At 62.0% G+C, this 23,321-nt stretch carries 19 protein-coding genes and 1 pseudogene; 5 read left to right on the plus strand and 15 right to left on the minus strand.

The window, feature by feature from the left end:
* Window positions 1-2 precede the first annotated feature (2 nt).
* From AMK05_RS05730 to AMK05_RS05750, 5 genes and pseudogenes are all read right to left on the minus strand, one after another.
* The gene (locus AMK05_RS05730) at window positions 3-1,427 is read right to left on the minus strand and encodes a sensor histidine kinase (RefSeq protein WP_064837327.1); all 1,425 of its coding nucleotides are present in this window, start codon (window positions 1,425-1,427) and stop codon (window positions 3-5) included.
* A gap of 92 nt (window positions 1,428-1,519) precedes the next feature.
* Window positions 1,520-2,197: a winged helix-turn-helix domain-containing protein gene (locus AMK05_RS05735; RefSeq protein WP_064841289.1), complete on the minus strand. Its 678-nt coding sequence runs from the start codon at window positions 2,195-2,197 to the stop codon at window positions 1,520-1,522.
* A 211-nt stretch (window positions 2,198-2,408) separates the two neighbouring features.
* Window positions 2,409-3,008, minus strand: coding sequence for a general stress protein (locus AMK05_RS05740; RefSeq protein ID WP_064837329.1), 600 nt, complete (start codon window positions 3,006-3,008; stop codon window positions 2,409-2,411).
* A gap of 16 nt (window positions 3,009-3,024) precedes the next feature.
* On the minus strand, window positions 3,025-3,342 hold the full coding sequence (locus AMK05_RS05745; protein ID WP_064837331.1) for a PepSY domain-containing protein: 318 nt from the start codon (window positions 3,340-3,342) through the stop codon (window positions 3,025-3,027).
* Window positions 3,343-3,720: 378 nt separating this feature from the next.
* Window positions 3,721-4,097 (minus strand): annotated as a pseudogene (locus tag AMK05_RS05750) (response regulator); the annotation flags it as partial.
* 163 nt (window positions 4,098-4,260) lie between these two features.
* On the opposite strand from AMK05_RS05750, the gene AMK05_RS05755 reads away from it, so the two are divergent.
* Window positions 4,261-4,713 (plus strand): hypothetical protein, encoded by a 453-nt coding sequence (locus AMK05_RS05755; protein ID WP_143535814.1) that lies wholly within the window; start codon window positions 4,261-4,263, stop codon window positions 4,711-4,713.
* A 76-nt stretch (window positions 4,714-4,789) separates the two neighbouring features.
* Here AMK05_RS05755 and AMK05_RS05760 read toward each other — a convergent pair whose 3' ends face one another.
* Complete coding sequence (locus AMK05_RS05760; protein ID WP_171899751.1) at window positions 4,790-5,098, minus strand: hypothetical protein; 309 nt, start codon at window positions 5,096-5,098, stop codon at window positions 4,790-4,792.
* Between the two features lie 145 nt (window positions 5,099-5,243).
* Window positions 5,244-5,549: a hypothetical protein gene (locus tag AMK05_RS05765; RefSeq protein WP_049735308.1), complete on the minus strand. Its 306-nt coding sequence runs from the start codon at window positions 5,547-5,549 to the stop codon at window positions 5,244-5,246.
* Between the two features lie 310 nt (window positions 5,550-5,859).
* On the opposite strand from AMK05_RS05765, the gene AMK05_RS05770 reads away from it, so the two are divergent.
* From AMK05_RS05770 to AMK05_RS05780, 3 genes are all read left to right on the plus strand, one after another.
* Window positions 5,860-6,321 (plus strand): DUF2231 domain-containing protein, encoded by a 462-nt coding sequence (locus AMK05_RS05770; protein WP_064837338.1) that lies wholly within the window; start codon window positions 5,860-5,862, stop codon window positions 6,319-6,321.
* On the plus strand, window positions 6,318-6,881 hold the full coding sequence (locus AMK05_RS05775) for a DUF488 domain-containing protein (protein ID WP_237352178.1): 564 nt from the start codon (window positions 6,318-6,320) through the stop codon (window positions 6,879-6,881). Before AMK05_RS05770 ends, AMK05_RS05775 begins: the two co-directional genes overlap by 4 nt.
* A gap of 325 nt (window positions 6,882-7,206) precedes the next feature.
* Complete coding sequence (locus AMK05_RS05780) at window positions 7,207-7,737, plus strand: dihydrofolate reductase family protein (protein ID WP_064837340.1); 531 nt, start codon at window positions 7,207-7,209, stop codon at window positions 7,735-7,737.
* A gap of 270 nt (window positions 7,738-8,007) precedes the next feature.
* Here the strand turns inward: AMK05_RS05780 and AMK05_RS05785 are convergent, their stop codons facing one another.
* The 5 genes from AMK05_RS05785 to AMK05_RS05805 form a co-directional block, all read right to left on the minus strand.
* A complete protein-coding gene (locus AMK05_RS05785; protein WP_064837342.1) occupies window positions 8,008-8,745 on the minus strand; it encodes an NYN domain-containing protein in 738 nt (245 codons plus the stop codon).
* Between the two features lie 169 nt (window positions 8,746-8,914).
* Complete coding sequence (locus AMK05_RS05790) at window positions 8,915-10,705, minus strand: ABC transporter ATP-binding protein (protein ID WP_064837344.1); 1,791 nt, start codon at window positions 10,703-10,705, stop codon at window positions 8,915-8,917.
* A gap of 390 nt (window positions 10,706-11,095) precedes the next feature.
* Window positions 11,096-11,593 carry a DinB family protein gene (locus AMK05_RS05795; protein ID WP_064837346.1) on the minus strand — a complete coding sequence of 166 codons (498 nt, stop codon included), beginning with the start codon at window positions 11,591-11,593 and terminating at the stop codon, window positions 11,096-11,098.
* Between the two features lie 717 nt (window positions 11,594-12,310).
* Complete coding sequence (locus AMK05_RS05800) at window positions 12,311-14,233, minus strand: adenylate/guanylate cyclase domain-containing protein (protein WP_064837349.1); 1,923 nt, start codon at window positions 14,231-14,233, stop codon at window positions 12,311-12,313.
* Window positions 14,234-14,519: 286 nt separating this feature from the next.
* Window positions 14,520-15,218 (minus strand): TetR/AcrR family transcriptional regulator C-terminal domain-containing protein, encoded by a 699-nt coding sequence (locus AMK05_RS05805; protein ID WP_064837351.1) that lies wholly within the window; start codon window positions 15,216-15,218, stop codon window positions 14,520-14,522.
* 196 nt (window positions 15,219-15,414) lie between these two features.
* Here AMK05_RS05805 and AMK05_RS05810 point away from each other — a divergent pair, with 196 nt between their 5' ends.
* Window positions 15,415-15,903, plus strand: coding sequence for a RidA family protein (locus tag AMK05_RS05810; RefSeq protein WP_064837353.1), 489 nt, complete (start codon window positions 15,415-15,417; stop codon window positions 15,901-15,903).
* Window positions 15,904-16,075: 172 nt separating this feature from the next.
* On the opposite strand, the gene AMK05_RS05815 is transcribed toward AMK05_RS05810, so the two are convergent.
* The 3 genes from AMK05_RS05815 to AMK05_RS05825 all read right to left on the minus strand — a co-directional run bounded on the left by AMK05_RS05815 (window position 16,076) and on the right by AMK05_RS05825 (window position 23,035).
* Complete coding sequence (locus AMK05_RS05815) at window positions 16,076-17,389, minus strand: HlyD family type I secretion periplasmic adaptor subunit (RefSeq protein ID WP_064837355.1); 1,314 nt, start codon at window positions 17,387-17,389, stop codon at window positions 16,076-16,078.
* Between the two features lie 14 nt (window positions 17,390-17,403).
* A complete protein-coding gene (locus AMK05_RS05820; protein ID WP_064837357.1) occupies window positions 17,404-19,146 on the minus strand; it encodes a type I secretion system permease/ATPase in 1,743 nt (580 codons plus the stop codon).
* Window positions 19,147-19,279: 133 nt separating this feature from the next.
* The gene (locus AMK05_RS05825; RefSeq protein WP_064837359.1) at window positions 19,280-23,035 is read right to left on the minus strand and encodes a cadherin-like domain-containing protein; all 3,756 of its coding nucleotides are present in this window, start codon (window positions 23,033-23,035) and stop codon (window positions 19,280-19,282) included.
* Between the last annotated feature and the right edge of the window lie 286 nt (window positions 23,036-23,321).

Raw genomic sequence — 23,321 nt, forward strand, 5'->3', positions numbered from 1 at the left:
GATCAGGGTCGCTCCGCCGGGACGAGCGGTCGGGACCGCTCGCCCGGTATGAGCGGAAAGGCGATCGCGACGATGAGGCCGGGGTGATTATCGGCCATGGTGATCTCGGCCGTATGCAGCTCGGCGATCGCCTTGACGAGGCTGAGCCCGAGCCCGCTTCCTGATGTCGTGCGGCTTTTGTCCAGCCGGTAGAGCCGCCGGAAGACTTTCTCCCTTTCGCCGGCGGGAATGCCGGGGCCGGTATCGGCGACCGAGACCACGGCGCGGCCTTCGTCGCAGCGGAGCGAAACCGTGATCACCGTTCCGGCCGGGCAGTGGTTGATCGCATTCTCCACCAGGTTGGCGATCATCTGGGTCAGCAGATCGCGGTCGCCGCGGATGATGGCGGGACGGCGGGCCATGATCCGCAGCGATTTCCGCGCATCTTCGGCGACATCGACATAGACTTCCGAAATCACCGCCAGCACGGCATCGAGATCGGTCGCCTGGAAACGCTCTTTGCGGGCGCCGGCCTCGATCTGCGAGATGCGCAGCAGCGCCTCGAAAGTGGCGTTGATCCGGTCGCTCTCGTGTCTCGCTTCGTCGAGAAGGGCTGAGACATCGGCCTGCCGGTCATTGCCGGCCACCGCGGCATCGAGCGTCAGCCGCAGCCGGTTGAGCGGGGTTTTCAGATCATGGGCGATATCGGTGCTCACCTGCCGCATGCTCTCGACCAGGGTCTGCAGCCGCACCAAAGCCGCATTGATCTGGATCGCCACCGTGTCGAGATCGTCGCCATTGCCGCTGATCGGTATGCGGGCGTCGAGCGCGCCGTGGGAGACGTCGTTCATGGTGAGGGCCACCCTATCCAGCCGCGCCTGGGCGCGAACGGCGAGAAACACGCCGCCGCCGATTGCCGTCGCCACGACGATCGCCGCGGCCCATTCGAAGCTGACCAGCACGATCCTCAGCATCTCGTCGACATCGTTGAAGTTCTCGCCGACCACCAGGCTGTAGGGGCCGATCGTCGACACCTGCATGCGGTAGCGTTCATGCCCCTTCAGCCCAACATCGCGCGAGCGGACGGTATAGACGCCGTTCGGGATGGGCGGTGCGGTGAAATTGCCGGCGAGTTTTTTGCCGGCATGGTCGGTCAGCGAATAAAGCCCGTCCGAGGTCGACTGGAAGCTCGCATAATTGTTCAGCGTGTTGACGAGATCCTGGGTGTCGCCCGGCTCATAGGTCGAGACGATCAGCGAATTCATCTCGGTCAGCGACTGTTCGAGATCGCGGGAGAGGCCGCGGTCCAGCATGTGATAGATGACCGCACCGCTCAGAAAGAAGGTGACGACGAAGAGCACGCCGAAGGTGACGGCAAGCCGGAACGGCGTGCTCCGGCGCAGGCTGGAGAAGGATGCCGAAAAATGTGTGCGGTCGGGAAAAGTCATCGCGTTCTACAGCGCGTCGCATCAAACTTGATTCATGCGACGCGCTTTCGTCCGTTGTTTTTATGCATGTCGTTATCCCGGGCGAACATGCACTAACGCGGCGCATGCAGGCTGTAGCCGGTGTTGCGGATCGTGTGCAGCAGCTGGGCCTGGAACGGCTTGTCGACCTTCGCCCGCAAGCGGCTGATATGGGTCTCGACGACGCTGGTCTTCGGATCGAAGTGGAAATCCCAGACCCGCTCCAAAAGCATCGTCTTGGTGATGACCCGGCCTTCGCCGCGCATCAGCACTTCGAGCAGGGTGAATTCGCGCGGCTGCAGCTCGATCGCCTGGCCGGCGCGGCGGGCTTCGCGGCGGATCAGATCGAGTTCGAGATCGGCAACCTTCAGCACCGTCTTCTGCTCCTGCACCGGCGGCCGGCGGCCGAGCGCGTTGACGCGGGCCAGAAGCTCGGAGAAGGCGAAGGGCTTGGTAAGATAATCGTCGCCGCCCGCCTCCAGCCCCTCGACCCGGTCGTCGACGCCGCCGATCGAGGTCAGGAACAGCGCCGATGTGCCGACCTTGGCAGCCCTGAGCGAGCGGACGATCGCCAGCCCGTCGAGCCCCGGCAGCATGCGATCGACGACGATGACGTCATAGGCCTGGCGCTGCGCCTGAAACAACCCATCGCGCCCATCGCCGATCACGTCGCAGACATGGCCTGCCTCGGAAAGGCCCTTGGCGATATAATCGGACGTCTTCCGATCGTCCTCGATAAGCAGGATCCGCATCAGCCCGATCATTCCCGGTATGGCCGGGGTAATCTAGCGGAGCGGGCGGTTGGGCGACAACTTACGGATTTGTAAGGTGGGGCGACGCCGCCTTTATCCCCCGGTCGTCTCCGACAGGATCTGGGGGCGTGGCATCCAATACCGACTGAAGCGTGAGATCAACGCTTCAACCCTCCTTGCCACGTGCAAGGAGGGTTGAACGCACGACCCTCTAGATCACCGTCCGCCGATACCGATCGCGCTCTTGCTGGATCTGCTCAGGGGCGTATGGATCGAGCGTGTCGTCGAAGCGGGTCCATCCCTGCTCGTTATAGGCGCGCCGACGTTCGACCGGGTCGACCCAGTTTGAGCCCTGGAGAATAGTCTGCGCCTCGGAGGCGCGGGCGTCGTCGACCTTGGCCGTGACCAGGCTGCCACCGCGGCGGACACCTTCGGCATAAAGGTGAGCATCATCTTCCGATACACCGGAGTCGGTGAGGGCGCCGATCAGGCCACCAGCGGCACCGCCGGCGACGGCGCCGGCGACAGCCCCGGCCGCAGTCGCGGCAAGCCAGCCTGCGGCAACCACCGGCCCGACACCAGGAATGGCCATCAGGCCCAGTCCGGTGAGTAGGCCGCCAGCGCCACCGACGGCAGCGCCAATGCCGGCGCCGGTCGCGGCATCCTCGCCAACGTCGGAGTCGTCATCGATGCGGCCAGCCTTGTTGGAGACGATACTGATGTCGTTTGAGGGAACGCCTGACGCTTCCAATCTGCTGACGGCGGAGCGAGCGTCCGAGTAGTCATCGAATAGTCCGGTTACAGTTCTCATCATGCTTCTCCTTGGGTTACTTGGCGACGATGTTACCTTGATAGTCGAGGGCGATGGAGACGGCTTTCCCGTCCTTCATGCCTGCGGCCATCCAGATCCCCTTGTCATCCAGCTTGAGATCCTTGACGTCGGTGTAACCCGCTTCCGCAATGCGATCCTTCGCTTGAGCTTCAGTAAAGCTGTTGGCGCCCTCAACGGGCGCAGTCGGATTCTTAGTGTCTGGGGTTGCAACCGCAGGTGTATTTCCATCCGGAGACGGTGCCGGTGTCGTCTGGGCAAAGGCTGCAACGGCAGATGCGCCGAAAATTGCCGCCGCGAAGATGATCTTCTTCATAGATGTTTCCTCCATTGCGGATCAGATGCCGATCCGTGCGGTGAAAACACACAGGAGAGATTTTTGTTCCCCGCCGCAGCGCCGAAGTATCCAATTGATTTTTCTAAATATATAGAAACGAAGCGCTCGCTCGGTTTATTCTCTGCGGCGCTGGGGCGTTGCAAGCCGACAACGAGGGGAGAGGATAGCCGAGGATCCACCGGGCCATTCTAGGAAAGGTCTCATGGGCAGTGCGGCTTAAAACTTTTAAGTTGTGCTGCTCTTAAATGTTCCGAGGGGGCGTGGCGAATCAAGGCAGCGTAGCCATGAGGCATAAGCCATAGACCGCTCGCCATGAGTGCGGGCTGAAGACCGGCCTTGCAGGCGAGATTCGGCTTAGCCTTCGCCGCGCATCAGCACTTCGAGCAGGGTGAATTCGCGCGGCTGCAGCTCGATCGCCTGGCCGGCGCGGCGGGCTTCGCGGCGGATCAGGTCGAGCTCGAGATCGGCAACCTTCAGCACCGTCTTCTGCTCCTGCACCGGCGGCCGAGCGCGTTGACGCGGGCCAGAAGCTCGGAGAAGGCAAAGGGCTTGGTGAGATAATCGTCGCCGCCCGTCTCCAGCCCCTCGACCCGGTCGTCGACGCCGCCGATCGAGGTCAGGAACAGCGCCGATGTGCCGACCTTGGCGGCCCTGAGCGAGCGGACGATCGCCAGCCCGTCGAGCCCCGGCAGCATGCGATCGACGACGATGACGTCATAGGCCTCGCGCTGCGCCATCTAGCGGAGGGCGCGCTCTGGCGACAACTTACGTATTTGTAAGGTGGGGCGCGAGGCGACGTCGCAACCGCACGCCAAAAGTTTCCCACCGTTCCTTGAACGAAGCGACGAGTTAGGCTTTTCTCGTCTCGGGCAAGATTACATGACGGGGAGGGCACAATTGGCGACCATTCCAGATGGTATGAAATCAGAACTGGCAGCCTGGAATGAGGGTCGAGGGATCAGCCTCCGGGACTGGACCGCCAACAGCGGGAACTTCTCGCTAGCCGTAGGCTATTCAGAGATATTCTGGCCCCGCTTCGTCACGTTTGAAAAATACATTCTCGTTGATGGTTTTAATTTGGAGGGCTTACGATCCTTTGAACGAAATCCTGAGGCAACGCGCCAGTCTATCGAATGGGTAATGAATCATTTTCACATCGCTGACATTCAGCATTCGGCATGCACAGATATAGCGGGCGACAAGCTGGCGATCCTGGGCGAACGCCTGCGCGAAATCTACATCGCAAAGCTTGGATGGCTATTTCCTGATCGTACATTCGTCGTAGAGCTTGTTCAGCCGGAGAGCCCAGATGAATTCGAAGATTATCAGATAAGCTTTTTCCAAACGTGATTTTTGCTGCCGATGGTGGCGTGTTGCGCGGGTGCAGATATCCGGCCGTTCTTGACATCGAATAGTTCGCCAAGCGCTACGGGCCGCAACCGACACAAGGCTTGATAACTCCTGTCAGAGCCAAGACTAAGCCGAGCAGGACGAACGACGTCGTCAGCACCCAAAAAGGCCAGTCGAATAGAAACTTCTGCTTCGGCGTTGCCCAGTCCTCATCATGATCTGGAAACTCAGATCGATGGAGCTTGGGCCCAAAATCCTGGCTAAAATCGAAGCCGTTTCTAAGGTAGAAAATGACCGACCTGATGTACCAATACCAGCTGTAAGCACAAACGCCGCCTACCGTGCAGAAGGCGACCCACAGGCCAACCCGATCTTCGGCAACCAATACCATACCTCCCTAACAACCCAAGCATGGCGGCGTGTGATCCGCGGGCTGAAGGCCGGGTTTGCCGGCGAGATTCAGCTTGGCGGAACGCGACCTCTCGGGAGCAACCTTGGCCTTATCGACGCATGTTGTTCGGCCCGGTTCCTTAAATTCCCGATCCGTCGAGCTGCTCGGCGTCGTCGCCTTCCCAGGGGGAGGGCATCGAGAGGCGGGTGAGATTGGCCGAGGGCAGCGGCATCCAGCACTTCAATTCCGGCTCGGCATATTCGATGATCTGCCCGGGCGAGGAATCGGAGGCGCGCCAGCTCTCTGCGCCAAACTGATCGCCATGCGACCAATAGGCGAGGTCGACTTCCGCCGGCCCCTGTTCGGACGGGCGGATGGTGACCAGGATCCGACTGCCGTCTTTCGGTGCGCTGGCCATGCTGCGCCAGCGGTCTGCCTCGTCCATCGCTTTTTCCTCCTGCCTTGCCGCAAGTGCAACTGTCGCCTCACCATCGAAAGCGGTCAACCCCAACTTTATAAGCACCGTCCGCTATCGCTGCATCAGCCGCCGGGTGGTTGATTGCGGCAAGCGATGTCGGCGTCACAGCCGGCACTTCCCCTCCTCATCAGTGCGTTCCGCAGCTGCGGATTTTCAAGGCGGCGGGGGTGCGCCGACCCCGCAACCGCTTGGCGCTCCACGATTTTTCGAGGCGGCGGGAACCGAAGATGCGTTCGGTTGTTACAGGAGCACAAGCCGTGAACGTCGGAGGGAGCACATGAACCCGAAAAGCACGTTGAGCATTGCCGGCCATCCGATTCACCCGATGTTGATCCCGTTCCCGGTCGCCTTCTTTACCGCAACGCTGGTGACCGATATCGTTCACAGCCAATTCGACAATCCATTCTGGCCGGAAGCGTCGAACTGGATGCTGGGGGCGGGCCTCGTCATGGCGGCCCTGGCGGCGCTTGCCGGACTGACCGATTTCATCGGCGATAGCCGCATCCGCAGCTTGCGGGATGCGTGGCTGCACATGATCGGCAACATTATCCTCGTTCTGATTGAAGCCGTGAGCCTTTGGCGCCGGATCGAACAGGGCCCCGATTTCATTGTGCCCACAGGTCTGGTGCTGTCGCTGATTGCGGTTGCGCTTCTTCTGTTCAATGGCTGGAAAGGCTGGGAAATGGTCTATCGCCACCGCGTCGGCGTTGGAGAAGAGGCCGGCAAATCGACGCGGTGAGAGAGGCGGCAAAACCAGGCGAGCGGCGTATCGATAATTTCCTTCCGGTGTTTACCGTCGGGCACTCGACGCGAACGATCGCGGAATTTGCCGACCTTCTGCGCGCGGGCAACGTCGAGCTCGTCGTCGACGTGCGCCGGGTGCCGCGTTCCTCGACCAATCCGCAGTTCAATTCCGAAGCGCTGTCGAACGCCCTTGCGCCTCTCCAGATCGACTACATCAGGATTGAGGGACTCGGAGGTCTGCGGAAAAAGTCGCCGGTCCCGGAGGCGGTCAACGGCTTCTGGAACAATCGCAGTTTTCATAATTACGCCGATTACGCATTGTCTGCGGAATTTCGGACAGCCTTCGGCCAGCTCCTCGCGGTGTCGGCGTCAAGGCGGGCAGCCATCATGTGCGCCGAAGCTGTCTGGTGGCGATGTCACCGCCGCATCATCGCCGACTATCTGATCGCCGCCGGACGCCAAGTCTATCATCTGATGGGAGTGAACGAAGTGACGCCTGCCGAGATGACCAAAGGCGCACTGTCCGGCCGCGATGGTCTGCGGTATCCCGCCTGAGTTCCCAGACGATCATTAGCAGCTTGAAAAAGATGAGCGGGAAGAATCGCATCGGCCGCCGCGTTGACGTTCCGGTGAGCCGCGGAGATGCAGAAGGAGCTTGGGAGGGTAAAATTTCAATCCTTTGCCTCTGCGCGGCTCGGCCCCTTACTTCCGCCGGAGAGGTTTGTTCCCCCCGTCTTCCGCAACCGGGACCATAGCTGCCTAACGACCAAGCCCGGCAGTCGTTGAACCCGAGCAGAGCGGCTGGGCTTTGCCAACCGACTTTCACCTTATCGACAAGTGGCTTACGCTATCCAGACGAAACCGGGATGGAGGATATAGCATGGCGAAGCTTGTCTTCGGAATGAACCTGTCGCTGGATGGCTATGTGGACCACCACGAGTTTGCGCCCGATCCGATCCTCTTTCGTCACTGGATCGAGCAGGTGCGTGGCCTGACGGGAAGCCTCTACGGCCGCCGCATGTACGAGATCATGCGCTACTGGGACGAAGACCATCCTGAATGGACCCCGGAACAGCGCGATTTCGCGCTTGCCTGGCGGCGCCAGCCGAAGTGGGTCGTGTCGCGCTCGTTGGCCTCGGTCGGTCCCAATGCCACGCTTGTTTCGGAGGATGTCGAGGCGGCGATCCGCGGGCTGAAGGCCGGGCTCGCCGGGGAAATTCAAGTCGCCGGGCCGGAGCTTGCGGGAAGCCTGACCGCGCTTGGCCTGATCGACGAATATCGGCTCTATTTCCACCCCGTCGTGCTCGGCCGCGGCAAGCCCTTCTTCACCGGCCCGAGGCCACCGCTCCGCCTTGTCGCCAGCGATCGGATCGGCCGGGATGCGATGAAGTTGACATATGTGCCTGGTTGATTGGGCTGACGTCGATGGAAGCAGTTGAAGAGCGATCATGAAAGGCGTGCCGTGCAGCCCCCTCATCCGACCCTTCGGGCCACCGCCCGGGGTTGAGCCACGGGTCTCAACCCCGGGCGGTGGCCCGAAGGGTCGGATGAGGGGGCCACACGGCACGGTGCCAACGATGATCCCTCTATCCTGAAGCATCAACACTGCAATTGTTTGATGGCACTTTTCGTTTTTCACGCACGTCCGTTTCCAACGCATCTCATCTGCTTATGCTCGGTTTCACGCTTTTTTGGTTGGTGGAGGCTTCAGCCGGATACGAGGCGGACGGCCTTCGGCGTGATCCACCTCGAAGGCATTCGTCTTCTTCACCAGATCGATCAATTTCTTGAACCCGAAAGTCCGTGGATCGAAGTCAGGAGCCAGATTGGTAAGTTGATTTCCAACGGCGCCAAGCGGGACCCATCCATCCTCGGTCTCAATCTGCGCGATCATCCTTTTGATGATCGGTGTTGCGGCGCTCGGCGGCTTCAGTGAAGACGCAGCCTGTACGGCGTTCGCTCCGCTCGATGCCACCGAAGGAGCTAGATTTTCCGTGTAGATAAACCGCCGGCATGCCTGGCGAAAACTCTCCGGTGTCTTCTGTTCGCCGAAGCCGAAGACGTCGATCCCTTGTTCGCGGATGCGTGAAGCGAGGCGCGTGAAATCGCTATCGGACGACACCAGGCAGAAACCGTCGAAGCGGCCGCTATGCAGTAGGTCCATCGCTTCGATGACGAGCGTGATGTCGGACGCGTTCTTGCCCGGGGTGTAGGCAAACTGTTGCTGAGGGACTATCGCGTGTCTTGCGAGGATATCGATCCATGCCTTCGAGCGAGGACTGGCGAAGTCGCCATAGACGCGCCGCACGATCGCTTCACCCATCTTGGCTATTTCCGCGAACAGACGGTCGGCGATCTTCGCCGAGGCGTTATCCGCATCGATAAGAACCGCAAGACGTGGCGCGCGTGGTTCAGGCATGTCGAAGCTCCCTGGCGATTGATGGGTCCCAAACTCAAGATGGCCCGTTATTTCAACCAGAAGTTTTCGTCGCGGTCTATAGCGGTGGAAGCACGGTGCTAACGACGATCACCAATCGTCAAAACCCGCGGTAAAGGAAACGCCAGAGCAAAAACCCTGGCGTCTCCGTTCAGGCCACCAGCCCCTTGGTCAGCTCCAGCGCCTGCTGCTCGAACAGCCGGCGGTAGATGCCGTCGTGGCGGCGGATGAGCGCCTGGTGATTGCCCTCTTCGACGATCTGGCCCTTGTCGAAGACCAGCAGCCGGTCGAGCGCCCGCACCGTCGACAGCCGGTGGGCGATGACGAGTGTGGTGCGGCCGTCCATGAGCCGTTCCATCGCCTGCTGGATCTGCACTTCGCTCTCGCTGTCGAGGCTGGATGTCGCCTCGTCGAGGATCAGGATCGGCGCATCGGCGAGGAAGGCGCGGGCGATGGCGACGCGCTGCCGCTCGCCGCCCGACAGTTTGACGCCGCGTTCTCCCACCATCGTCTCATAGCCCTTGGGAAGGCTCAGGATGAAGTCGTGGGCGCTCGCCTGTTTCGCCGCCTGCTCGATCTCGCGCCGCGAGGCGTTCGGCCTGGAATAGGCGATATTCTCGGCCAGGGTGCGGTGAAACAGGATCGGCTCCTGCTGCACGATGGCGATCTGGCTGCGTAGGCTCGATTGCCTCACTTTGGCGATATCCTGCCCGTCGATGCGGATCGCGCCCGCATTGACGTCGTAGAGGCGCTGGATGAGCTTGACGAAGGTCGTCTTGCCCGAACCCGAATGCCCGACCAGGCCGACACGTTCGCCCGGCTTGATGGTGACCGAAAAATCCTCGTAGAGCGGGGTGGGATGCGCGCCGTATTGGAAGGTGATGCGGTCGAAGACGATCTCTCCGCTGCCGATTGCGATCGCTGTGGCGTCCGGCCTGTCTTCGATGCCGAGCGGCATCTTGTCGAGCAGCACCAGCTCTTCCATGTCGTTGACGGCGCGCTGCAGGTTGCGGATGTCCTGGCCGACATTGCGCAGATAGCCCTGCAGGACGAAGAACATCGCCAGCACGAAAGTGACATCACCAGGCGTCGCCAGCCCCTGCTGCCACATGATGAGGCCCGTTCCCAGAATGCCGGCCTGCATCGAGACCATCATGAATCCCTGGATCGTGCCGCTCAACGTGCCGCGCTTCCAGGTCCGCCGCGTGCGGCTGTCCCAGGTGCCGAGCACGCGGCCGAGCCGCGTCTCTTCGCGGCTTTCGGCGCCGAACGCCTTCACCACCGAGTTGCAGCTGATCGCATCGGCGAGCGCGCCCCCGAGCTTGGTATCCCAGGCATTGGCAAGCCTTGCCGCCGGCGACACGAAGCCCATGGAAAGCGCCACGGTGACGCCGATATAGACCAGCGATCCCAGGCTGACGATCAGCCCCATCACCGGCCAATAGCTGCCGAGCACGATGCCGGCGCCGACCAGCATGACGATCGACGGCAAGAGAGCGACGAGCAGCAGGTCGTTGAGCGAATCCAGCGCCCACATGCCGCGGGTGATCTTGCGCACCGTCGAGCCGGCAAAGCTGTTGGCGTGCCAGTCGGTGGAGAAGCGCTGCACCTTGTGGAAACCGCCATTGGTGACATCCGCCATGGTGCGCAGCGTCAGCCGGATGATGCCGTTGAAGATGAAATAGCGCAGCGCCACGCTGGTGAAGCCGAGATCCACGACGATGACGAAGGCGCTGAGCGCGCCGTCGGCCGCATTGCCGCCAGCGATGGCATCGACGATCTGGCCTGAAAAGACCGGCACCATGACTTCGGCGAGCGTGCTTGAGACCACCAGCACGATGATCAGCCCCACCAAACCAGGCCGGTGGCTCCAATGATGAAAGATAAAGCCGAGCACGTTGCGATAGGCATCGGCGCGGAAATCGAGCTTCTTGCGAGTCATTTGAACCAACCCGGCCGCATATCGTCAGCCGGTCCTCAAAATAAAGAGTTAAATGGCACAGCCCAAGCAGGAGACGAAATGATCCCGTCAGATCAATCGGGCTATGAAGGAGATGAAAACCGCATGTCGGGCGCGCTTGCGGCGGGCCGCGAATGGAAATGACCTAATGTCGGGACATTCCGCACGGGAGGATTTTGGTTTTTGCTGATCGCATGCAACGCCTCCCTTATGTTCGATCTGACGCGGTGAGCCTCTTGTAGCGAAGGTGATCGCCGTTGCCAACCGGGAAATTGCAACCTGACGGAAAGTGATGCGAAAACGACACAATCCGGAACGTGCAGCTTTGCGCGCCAGCGCGTCTTGCCCGTCGCTGCGCCGATCGCGGATATGCTAAGCCAGACGCGAAAGATCGGTCGGCTCCGGCTTTGCCCCGGCTGCGGTCAACATCGCGTGGACCTGGCCGCGGTGGTGGGTCTGGTGGTTGAAAAGTTCGACAGCACATTGCGCCTTTGGCTTCTCGACCCGCGTTGCGCCGTCCCCGGGATACCAGACAAGCACGCCGTCGAGATCCGCATCGCGCAATCCGGCGGCCCAGTCCTCGATTTCCGCGTTGCGTTGCGATCGCCGGGACTTGAAGTCATCCCACTCCGATGGGCTTGTCAGCGAGTGGGTGATGTATTCCTCGGGGCGCGCGTTGCCCTTCAATCGCTCCAGGATCAGGCCGTCGGCCCAGTAAAGATGGTTGAGCGTCGCGGCGATCGATTGGAAGAACGCGCCTCGATCCTTCCAGCGATCGGCATGCGTCAGCCCGTCGGCGGCGGTGACCAGAGAGGTGTTCTGCCAGCTGTTGTAGCGGGCCATGAGTCGGCAATATCCGGCTGAGATCATTGTCTGGAACTCCGATGTTGGCGATGTTGGGGAGATCGGTGGATGCAGAGAAAACCCGTAGGGGCTGAGGCCGATGGAATGGATCTAGGCCACCTTCACTGTTCGTCAAGCTTGATTTACATCGTCTGATTGTAAGCGGGTCGCCGCTGGTTATAAGGGCGCTGATAGTTTCGACATTAGGCGACCATGAAATATAAATTGGCACTTCTAATCCCGATCGCATTTGCTCTCACAGCCTGCGGACACCCCGGGAAACTCAGCCCTCAACAGCGGGAGGCAATGGTCAAACGACATATGGATCGCTGCCTGGCTGAAGGTGTCCGCGACCAGACCGGTTTGATACGCTGCACGCTTGACAAGATGTGTTGTTCCGCACCGACGAAGCAAGCGGAAGACGCCCCTATTTATGAGGCATCGACGGGCAAGATGCTGACAGGCAACGCGGCGATAGCTGCGAGACGGCGCGCTAATCGCCAGAATTAAATTCTCTTTGGGAAATACTGCGCGATACCTGCCCAGAAGCTCACCCCACCCTCCGTCCTCCTCGGGCTTGACCGGAGGACCCACGCCGGCCGCCACCAGCGGGGCCATGGATCCCAGGCTCAAGGCCTGGGATGACGGAGAGTGAGGGTGCGTTTTCGCCAAACTCAGCCGTCAGCCTTGGTCTATCTTGCTGCGCTCTCATTACACGGCACCGCGTCGTCTCCTCCGCACTTCTCATCCTGGCGGCTCGGCTCCGATCTCCCCGACAAGCTCCCATATGTCGACCTTCTCGGCGCGTCCCTTGACCGGGGCGAGGCCGAAGGGGCGGAAGGTGAAGCGGTCGGGGACGGCGTTGCGGGTGGCGGCGCTGACCAGGATCGATGTGTTGAGGTCCTTGTTCATGCCTTCGAGCCGCGACGCGACATTGATCGTATCGCCCATGGCCGTGTACTGCTGACGCGAAATCGCGCCGAAGCTGCCGACGACGGCCGGGCCGGTGTGCAGCCCAAATCGCGTCAGGAGTTCCGGGCGGCCATTTTTGCGATTGGCTTCATTCAAGCCGTCGATCGCCGCTTTCATGGCGAGCGCACAGCGACAGCCGTGTTCGGCATGTCTGCTATCGTCAACCGGGGCGTTCCACATGACGAAAATGGAATCGCCGAGATATTGCACGACCGTGCCGCCATTGCGCTCGGCGATGGTGTTCAGCAGTTCGAAATAGGCAGAAAGCGTGTCGACCACCTCCTCGGGCGAATGTTGTTCGGAGATGGTCGTGAAGTCCTTGATGTCGGTGAACAGCACGGTCACTTCCTGCCGCTTCGCTCCGACGATCGTCGTCTCGGGATCGACGATCTGCCGGACCACTTCACGCGGGACATAAAGCGCAAACTGACCGATGGCATGACGGCTGGCCGAAAGCGCGCTGGCCAGCGTGTTGATCTCGCTGATCCAGGAGTGGGACATCGGTTTGTCGCCGACCTCCAGATCGCCGATCCGGCGCGCCTCGTCCGCCAGCCGATAGAGCGAGCGGCTGACCATGCGCGACAGCATCACCGAGGCGGCGACGCCGGCGAGCAGGAAAGCGCCGGCCATGAACAGATTGCGCCGGAGCAGCCGATTGGCCTCGACCACCAGATCCGCCAGCGGCACGACGATGGCGGCCACACTTCCTTCGAACAGGCCGGAGACGCTGACCGGGGCGATCTGCACCAGATGGGTTTCGCCATCGAAATCGACCCGCGCCAGGCCGCCGCCGGCAAAGGCCGGATCCTGTCTCAGCCGCGCCACGGTTTCGAGGCTCGGGTCGAAACGGTTTGCCGTCGCGCCGAAGGCGCCTGATGTTCTCGACCACAAGCCGATGATCCTGCTCATGATATCAGGGTCGGAATGGGCGACGAGGTTGCCGCCGGCATCGATGATGTAGGCCCGCGCCCGCGGCGAGATCTCCCCTGCGTCGAGCAGCCGGCTGACGGTCTGCAGGTGAATGTTGATGCCGAGCACCACCTTTCCGTCGTCCCGCATCGGGGCGGCGATCGTCAGCGTCGGAACATGCAGCGTTCCGGTGATATAGGGTCCGACGGACACCGGCACGCCGTCTTGAATGACGGCTTGATACCAGGGGCGCTGCCGCGGATCGAAGGAGGTATCCTCGACATTCCGCTCCGCGATCACCGCGGCATCCTTGTCGAGAAAGGCCAGCGTCGAGATGGTGTCGGCCGCGTTTCTGCGTGCGATCATTCTGATCGCGAAGGCCGCATCATCGGGTGCGGCAAGCGTCTGGCGAACGTCGCGCCGGGCCGTGTTGATCACCTGCAGGTAGGAGCCGTCGGGATAGCCGGCGTAAACGCTGGTGGCGTTGGGGACGTTTCGCAGAACCTCCTGAAGGAACTGCTGTTTTGCCTTGATGTCCCGAGGCGGCGGGGACACCAGCTGCGGCAGGGTGGATGCCAGCGCCACGGCCTCGGTGCCGCTTTGCAGCGTATTGCGGTATCCCTCGATCAGCCGCAAGCTCATGGCGCGCATCTGCTGCGCGCCGGCACTGACCGCAGCATCGCTCCCGCGGCTGAACGCCATCCAGATGATCGGCGCCGATGTGCACAGCAGCGACGCGACGACCAGGACGCCGAGATGCAGTCTGAGCGGTTTGGACCAGCGCACGCGATTTCCCCCGAAATGCGAACACGTCTCAGCAGATATAGCGCAAGCTCTGTCCGGCATGCGCTAGCCAACGATGCCAGCTAACCGCTTTTTGAAGGCTTGCACAAGCTGGTGATATCAGCGCTCGCGCCCTGGGAATTTGGCTGTTGCTGCGCGATGTAGGGGGTAATGGAGGCTGAGCGACGAACGTCGCTGAGTTTGCCACTGCTCACCTCACCCTCCGTCCTCTTCGGGCTTGACCCGAGGATCCACGCCGTCTCCACCAGCGGATGCTGAAACGACGAATTCATTGTTCGGGAACGAGGCCATCGAGCAGGAAGTCGAGGCCTTTGCTGAAGGCGCCGTCCCAGTCATTGTCGAGCAGCAGCCGGGAGCGTTCGATGGTGGGGTAGTGTTGGCTGAGAGCCGTCAGGCGCTGCTGCGCGGCGGCTCTGTCCTCGTCCGAGAGCTCGAAGCTCGCCCGGGTGGTGGTGGCGCCGATCACGTAATTCCAGAGCGACCAGATCGCGACGTTCAGATCGGCATCGGCGACACCGGCTCTCGACAGGGTGCTGCTCAGCAGTTCCAGGCGCGCAAGGATGTTCGGGCCGAGCGCCCGGCGGGGCAGGAGCGATGCCGACCAGGGATGGCGCAGCATGGCGGCGCGCCAGTCTTTGAGCAGATGAACGACTTTCCCGCGCCAGTCTTCCGACGCATCGACTGGCGCCGGGCCGCGATAGGCGAGCACCGTGTCGAGCGCCAGGTCGAAGACCTCCTCCTTGTTGCCGACGTGCCAATAGAGGCTCATCGCGCCGGCGCCGAGGCGATCGGCCAGCCGGCGCATCTTCAAACCGTCGAGCCCATCGGCATCCAGCAGTTCGATGGCGGTCGCCACGATCCGTTCCAGCGACAGGGGCTGTTCGCTGCGCGGCTCCGGCCCGGACGGGGGCGACGGAGCTTTCCGTTGAGGCCGCGTGTTCCCGGCGCCGCTGCGTTTGGCTGCCATCCGTTTTCCCTACTGATCAGATTGTCGATTTAAGCCGACAATGCGGCGAATGTCGATGCTGACGGATTGACTCGTACGCTGTACGATGCAAGTTAATCGTACGATGTACGAGTCAATCACATAGGCGACAAACCGACGTTCAATCCTGCCGGCTGCGGGGAGGTGGCCCGCAGTCCTCAACGCTCAAGAGAAAATCATGTCACACGCAATCACACATCTGCTCATCGGAGGGCTCATCTTCATGACCATTGGAATTCCTGCGAAAACTGCCGCCAGCGAGGCCAATCTCAAGCTGACCATCGTCAATCCGAAAAACCTCTACGATCCCTCGCCGAATGGCTACAGCACGGCGGTGATCGTGCCGAGGGAAGGCCGGCTGGCCTATATCTCCGGGCAGGGCGGCCAGGACAGCACCGGCGCTTTGTCGCCCGACTTCGCCGTTCAGGTGAAGCAGGCCTACGCCAATCTGCGCAGCGCCCTCGACGCGCTTGGCGCCAGGCCCGATCAGGTCGCCAAGCTGACGGTCTTCGTGGTCGATCACGATATGTCCAAGCTTCAGGTGTTGACAGAGAACGTCAAGGAAATGTTCGGCGCAGCCCTGCCGGCGCAGACCTTGATTCCCGTTCCCAAGCTGGCGATCGACCCCATGCTCTTCGAGGTCGAAGCCGTCGTCCTTTTGGACTAGCGGTGGTTGGAATTGCGGGCGGCGGCAGCGCCGTCCGTCAACCCAGAAGGCGACCGGGAACGGGATCAACATCGGATGGATCGGGTGGCCGAAGGCGCTGCCGGGAAGTCGGCAAGCAGAAATTGCTCTCCGTAAGACAGATGCGCCTTACACCCTATTCATCTCGGGCGCACTATTCATCCCGGAAGGCTCGGTTGATCTGGTCTGTGAGCGGTTTGATCAAATAGGACAGCGCGGTACGCTCGCTGGTCCGGATGAAGGCCTCGGCCGGCATGCCCGGCAGCAGCGTCAGACCATCCAGCTTCTTCAGTTCTTCAGGCGCCACGGCTATACGCACGAGGTAGTAGGAAAGCCCGGTGCGCTGGTCGGTGGTGAGGTCGGCGGCGACGAGGCTTACATGGCCATTCAGCTCCGGCGTGGTGCGCTGGTTGAAAGCCGACATGCGCAGCACCGCCCTCTGGCCGATCTGGAGTTGATCGATGTCCTTCGGCGCGATCCGCACCTCCAGCGCCAGCTTGTCATTTTCCGGCACGACCAGCATGATCGGATCGGCGGGCGTCAGGACGCCGCCGATCGTATGCGCTTGGAGCGAATGGACGATGCCGGACTGCGGAGCGACGATGTCGGTGCGCTTCAGCTCGTCCTCGGCGGCAATCTTGCGCTCGACATACTCGCCGATCTGCGCCTGCGTATCGCGCAGTTCCCGTCCGACCTCGGCCTTCAGATCCTGATCGACCTGGAGAATCTGGAGGTTCGTCTCGGTGATGCGGCCGGCAGCCTGCGCCTCAGCGGCGATCTGCTCGCCGCGGTCACCGCCGAAGGTGGCGCGCTGGGTCTTGAGGCTGTTGAGCCGCTGGTCCGACACCGCACCCTGCACCCGCAGGGAGGTGAGGGAGGCGATTTCCTTGTCGAGCACCTCGATGCCCTCGGTATAGGCGATCTCCTGCGCCTTCACGCCCTCGATCTCGTGCTGGTACTGAAGAATGCGTTCGCGCAGTTGCGCTGTCTTGCTTCGCAGCGCCTCGCGGCGGATGGTGAAGAGCCGTTCCTCTCCGCGCAGGATCGCGGCGATTTCGGGATCGTCGCGCCGGGTCAGCAGGCTGTCAGGGAACATGATCGCCGGCAGGTCGTCGCGTTCGGCCTCGAGCCGCGCGAAGCGCGCCTGGAATTCATCCAGCCGTCGCGTGACGATCGCCAGATTGGCGCGCGTCGCCGTGGCGTCGAGCCTGAGCACCACGTCGCCGGCTTTTACCTCCGAGCCCTCGTGAACCAGGATTTCGCCGACCACGCCGCCGGTTGGATGCTGAACCTTCTTCACATAGGAGTCGACCACGAAGCTCCCGGGCGCCACCACGGCTCCGGCGAGGTTCGTCGTCGATGCCCAGCCGCCAACGCCGACGACAAGGCCGCCACACATCACGAGGGTGCCGAGCAAGTGCCGGCGAATGGAAGCGGAAAGGCCGCCGTCCCTGTCAATCCCGGTCATGGATCACTCCATCGTCATTTTGTTTCAAGCGTTCCAAGCTGTCTGCGCGCCGTATTCGTCTGGAGCCTGTTTCCTGCCTCTGCACGGCTCCTTGCCGGAGCAGGAGCCACCTGCAGAACCTTTGACAGCACCTCGTCTTTCGGACCGAAGGCGCGCTGGCGGCCACCCTCCATCATCAGCACCTTGTCGACGACGCTGATCGCGCTCGGCCGGTGCGCGACGACGATCGCGATGCCGCCGCGCTCGCGAACCGAGACGAGGGCCCTGACCACGGCTGCCTCGCCCTCGGCGTCGAGGTTGGCGTTCGGCTCGTCCATCACCACGAGGAAGGGATCGCCATAAAGCGCGCGGGCGATGCCGATACGCTGGCGCTGACCGGCCGACAGCGCGGAGCCGCCTTCGCCGATTGAAGTCTCATAGCCCTTCCCGAAGGAAAGGATCAATTCGTGCGCGCCCGCCGCTTTCGCCGCTGCCACGATCGCCTCCGGATCGGGATCATCCTCGAACCGGGCGATGTTCTCGGCGATGGTGCCGTCGAACAGTTCCACGCCCTGCGGCAGATAGCCGATATGGCGGCCAAGCGCCTCGTTGTCCCAATGGTCGAGGCTGGCCCCGTCCAGGCGGACATTGCCGGCCGCCGGCGCCCATGCCCCGACCAGCACCCTTGCGAGGCTCGACTTGCCCGAGCCGGACGGCCCGATGATGCCGAGTGCGGTTCCGCGCTCCATGACAAAGCCGACGCCGCCGACATTTGGCTTGCGTTCGCCGGGAGGAACGATGATGAGCTCTTCGGCGCGCAGTTCCCGCACCGGCTTCGGCAGCGGCAAGGCCGACCGTTGTTCCGGCACCTTCTTCAGCATGTCCTGTAGCCGGGCCCAGCTCTGCCGCGCCATAAGGAAGGGCTTCCAGTTGGCGATGGCGAGATCGACCGGCGCAAGCGCACGGCCCATCATGATCGAAGCGGCGGTCATCACGCCGGGCGTCGCGACTTGATTGATGACCAGCCATGCGCCGACGCCGAGCATCGTCGATTGCAGGATGGCGCGCAGCGCCTTCGCAAGGCCGCCAAGGCCGCCCGTGACATCGCCCGCCCGGCGGTTCGCCTTGAGATAGTCGGAATTGGCTTTCTGCCAGCGCGCGCCGATCCGGCGCGAAAGACCCATCGCATGGACGACCTCAGCATTGCGGCGAGCGGCTTCCATGAGCCCGTTGCGGGCCATGTTGTGGGTCGTCGCCTCCTTGATTGCCTTCTGCGAAAGGATGTTCGTCAGCAGCGTCAGCGACACCAGCACGATCGCCCCGGCAAGCGCCGTGATGCCGAGCCAGAAATGGAAGATGAAGCAGATGCCGAGATAGAGCGGGATCCACGGAAGGTCGAAGAGCGCCGTCGGGCCGGCGCCCGACAGGAAGCCTCGCACATTATCGAGATCGCGCAGCGGCTGCAGACCGTCGCCGGGCATACGGGCGATGAGCGGCAGGCGCGTCACCGCCGCATGCACCCGGTCCGAAAGTTCCCGGTCGAAGCGCTCGCCGATGCGCAGCAGAATGCGCGAGCGAAGGATGTCGAGCGCCGCCTGAAAACCGTAAAGCCAGAGCGCGAGAACACCGAGGCCGACCAGCGTCGGAACGCTTCCGCTCGCCAGAACCCGGTCGTAGATCTGCAGCATGAACAGCGGCGCGGTCAGCGCCAGCAAGTTGATAACGAAGCTCGCGGCAACAAGACTGCCGAAAACACCCAGGTTCAGGAAAGCAAACATGATACTTCTCTTTCACAGTACCTCAGGCGGCTTTTCCCGTGCTTCCGTCCTGCCGATCGAAAAGATCGGCTGTGGCCCGCCACCGCGAACCGCCGCGGTGGCGACATGGCGGGAAAGCGGGCCTCCATTTTGATCAGAGGAGGAAATCCGAACTCGTCAGGCCCAGGTTTGTGCCTGTCAAGACGATCGTCGTTTCGTCGGTATTCGTGTCTCCGTTGCTATCGAAGTGAAGGATCGTGTTGCCGCCGCTTTCGGTGTACCAGGCACTGTGGGTCGTGGCCGTCGTTCCACTCCAGGCGAAGGCTTGATCGCCTGGAGTGTTGGGGTTGAGCGTATACGCGTCGAGCCCGCTCACATCGATCTTGTCAAACCCATGGTGGAAGTCATGGATCGTGTCCGGGGCGCCGGACGTGCTGTCCCCCGCCAAGGTAAACACAAATGTATCATTGCCGGAGCCACCCCAAAGGTCATCCTGCTCGGCGCTGCCATTGAGGGTGTCGTTGCCGGAGCCCCCGTACAACGTGTCCAGGCCTTGGCTTCCGATCAGTATGTCGTTGCCCGCCTGGCCGTAGAGCGCATCGGCCCCGTTGTTTCCATTCAGCGTGTCGTTACCTGCCTGGCCATAAAGCGTATCACCAGAGTTGCCGCCGCTGATGGTATTGTCAGCCGCATTTCCGACCTTGATATCGACACCGTTGGTTTCGCCCCAATTTGTCGTTGTAGCGGTCGCTGTGTCCGTATCGTGGTCATTGCTCGTATCGCTGTCGCTTTCGATCACGTCGATGATGCCGAGATGGAAAGTATGCGAGGCATCCGGCGTGCCGCCGACCGTTGCATCATTCACGTTCACGGTCACGTCGTAGCCGGCCTTCGCTTCGAAGTTCGCGCCACCGTTGAAGTACAGCGCGCCGTTCAGGATCGTGAATGACGCGACGTCACTTCCAGACAGCGACAGCACGTTGTTTCCGGAATCGACATCCGTCACCGCAATATCGGCAACTTTGATCACGCCGCCATTTTCGGGCGTCGACGTGACTGTGTTCGACAACACAACCGCCGTCGGGGCGTCGTTGACCGCATCAAGCGTAAAGCTCTGCGTTGCCGGCACACTGCCGCCATGGCCGTCGATGACGGTATAGCTGAGGCTGACCGGGCCGTTGTAGTTGGCATCCGGCGTAAAGGTCCAGCTGCCGTCATTGTTGTTGACCAGGGCGCCATGATTGGCGCTGAGGCCGGAGACCGACAGCGGATCGCCGTCGACATCGGAGAAGCCGGCCAGCAGGTCAGCGGCGCTGATCGTGTAGGCCGTGTCCTCGCTGCCTGCGACCAGCGTCGCCGCATTGCCGCTGAGAACGGGCGCGTCGTTGACCGCATCAAGCGTGAAGCTCTGGGTTGCCGGCACACTGCCGCCATGGCCGTCGATGACGGTATAGCTGAGGCTGACCGGGCCGTTGTAGTTGGCATCAGGCGTAAAGGTCCAGCTGCCGTCATTGTTGTTGACCAGGGCGCCATGATTGGCGCTGAGGCCGGAGACCGACAGCGGATCGCCGTCGACATCGGAGAAGCCGGCCAGCAGGTCAGCGGCGCTGATCGTGTAGGCCGTGTCCTCGCTGCCTGCGACGAGCGTCGCCGCATTGCCGCTGAGGACGGGCGCGTCGTTGACCGCATCAAGCGTGAAGCTCTGGCTTGCCGGGACACTGCCGCCATGGCCGTCGATGACGGAGTAGCTGAGGCTGACCGGGCCGTTGTAGTTGGCATCCGGGGTGAAGGTCCAGGTGCCGTTATTGTTGTTGACCAGGGCGCCGTGGTTGGCGGTCAGGCCGGAGACCGACAGCTGGTCGCCGTCGACATCGGTAAAGCCGGCCAGCAGATCAGCGGCGCTGATCGTGTAGGGTGTGTCCTCGCTGCCGGCGGCCAGCGTCGCTGCATTGCCGCTGAGGACGGGGGCGTCGTTGACCGCATCAAGCGCAAAGCTCTGCGTCGCTGGCACGCTGCCGCCATGGCCGTCGATGACGGTATAGCTGAGACTGACCGGGCCGTTGTAGTTGGCATCAGGCGTAAAGGTCCAGCTGCCGTCATTGTTGTCGACCAGGGCGCCGTGGTTGGCGGTCAGGCCGGAGACCGACAGCGGATCGCCGTCGACATCGGAGAAGCCGGCCAGCAGGTCAGCGGCGCTGATCGTGTAGGCCGTGTCCTCGCTGCCGGCGACCAGCGTCGCCGCATTGCCGCTGAGAACGGGCGCGTCGTTGACCGCATCAAGCGCAAAGCTCTGGGTTGCCGGCAGACTGCCGCCATGGCCGTCGATGACGGTATAGCTGAGGCTGACCGGGCCGTTGTAGTTGGCATCAGGCGTAAAGGTCCAGCTGCCGTTGTTGTTGTCGACCAGGGCGCCGTGATTGGCGCTGAGGCCGGAGACCGACAGCGGATCGCCGTCGACATCGGAGAAGCCGGCCAGCAGGTCAGCGGCGCTGATCGTGTAGGCCGTGTCCTCGGTTCCCGCCGAAAGCGTCGCCGCATTGCCGCTGAGGACCGGCGCGTCGTTGACCGCACCAAGCGTGAAGCTCTGGGTCGCCGGCACACTGCCGCCGTTTCCGTCGGTGACGGTGTAGCTGAGGCTGACCGGGCCGTTGTAGTTTTCGGCCGGGGTGAAGGTCCAGGTGCCGTTATTGTTGTCGACCAGGGCGCCGTGATTGGCGGTCAGGCCGGAAACCGACAGCTGATCGCCGTCGACATCGGTAAAGCCGGCCAGCAGATCAGCGGCGCTGATCGTGTAGGCCGTGTCCTCCGTGCCTGCGGCCAGTGTCGCCGCATTGCCGCTGAGGACGGGGGCGTCGTTGACCGCCGCCAGGGAGAAGCTCTGGGTCGCCGGGACACTGCCGCCATGGCCGTCGATGACGGTATAGCTGAGGCTGACCGGGCCGTTGTAGTTGGCATCCGGGCTGAAGGTCCAGGTGCCGTTATTGTTGTTGACCAGGGCGCCATGGTTGGCGCTGAGGCCTGAGACCGACAGCTGGTCGCCGTCGACATCGGTGAAGCCGGCCAGCAGGTCGGCGGCGCTGATCGTGTAGGGCGTGTCCTCGGTGCCGGCCGAAAGCGTTGCTGCATTGCCGCTGAGGACCGGTGCATCGTTGACCGCCGCTAGCGTGAAGCTCTGCGTCGCCGGCACACTGCCGCCATGACCGTCGGTGACGGTGTAGCTCAGGCTGACCGGGCCGTTGTAGTTGGCATCCGGCGTAAAGGTCCAGGTGCCGTTATTGTTGTTGACGAGGGCGCCATGGTTGGCGGTCAGGCCTGAGACCGACAGCTGGTCGCCGTCGACATCGGTGAAGCCGGCCAGCAGGGCAGCGGTGCTGATCGTGTAGGGTGTGTCTTCGCTGCCGGCCGCAAGCGTCGCCGCATTGCCGCTGAGGACCGGCGCGTCGTTGGCTCCGTTGATCACAACCTTCAGCGTGCCGACGCTGAGCGTGCCGTTCGACATCTTGATCGTATACTGGATCGTGTCCTGGAACGTTTCTCCGGCATTGAGCGCGTTGATCTGCGCGCGTAGACCGGCTGCGTCATAGTGGATCTTGTTGTCATTGCCGATCCAGAATGTTGCTCCCATTTGGCTGGTTTGGCTGAAGCTTACGCCCACGCCGTCCTGGATCAGCAGGTCCTTGTTGTAATCGACAAACGCCTTGTTGGTAACGACGATCGCTGCCCCTCCGTCGTCGTTTTTGACGCCGTCATCGACCGAATAGATTGTCGTCTTCACGCCGCCCCCGCTTGCGGCCAAGACGTCGAACGCGAACTGAAGGCTGCCGTCCTCGGTGCCGGATTGTGTCAGATCGGCTGCCGCGCCTGAATTCGAAAACGTGACGGTCGTGCCTGAAACTGTCGTAGTCGCCATTACAAATTTCCCCCCAGTGATACTGCAAACGACAAAGTGTTCGCCCCAGCTGTTATTGTTAATCCGGGCGCGCCCACCCATCCCCGACGCAATCGCGGAATAAACATGCCCATCTTGACGGTATATTATATTTTTACAAATAGTAATCCATGCAATACATATAACGCTACAAACTATACAATAGAGTTAGGTTGATTGTGCATATAGTTAATTGACCAATGCATGGGATTATTTGCGCCAGCATCCATATGGCAACCTGCACTTCCGGTTTATCGGCACGGAAGAG

This window comes from Rhizobium sp. N324 (assembly GCF_001664485.1).
GTDB lineage: Bacteria > Pseudomonadota > Alphaproteobacteria > Rhizobiales > Rhizobiaceae > Rhizobium.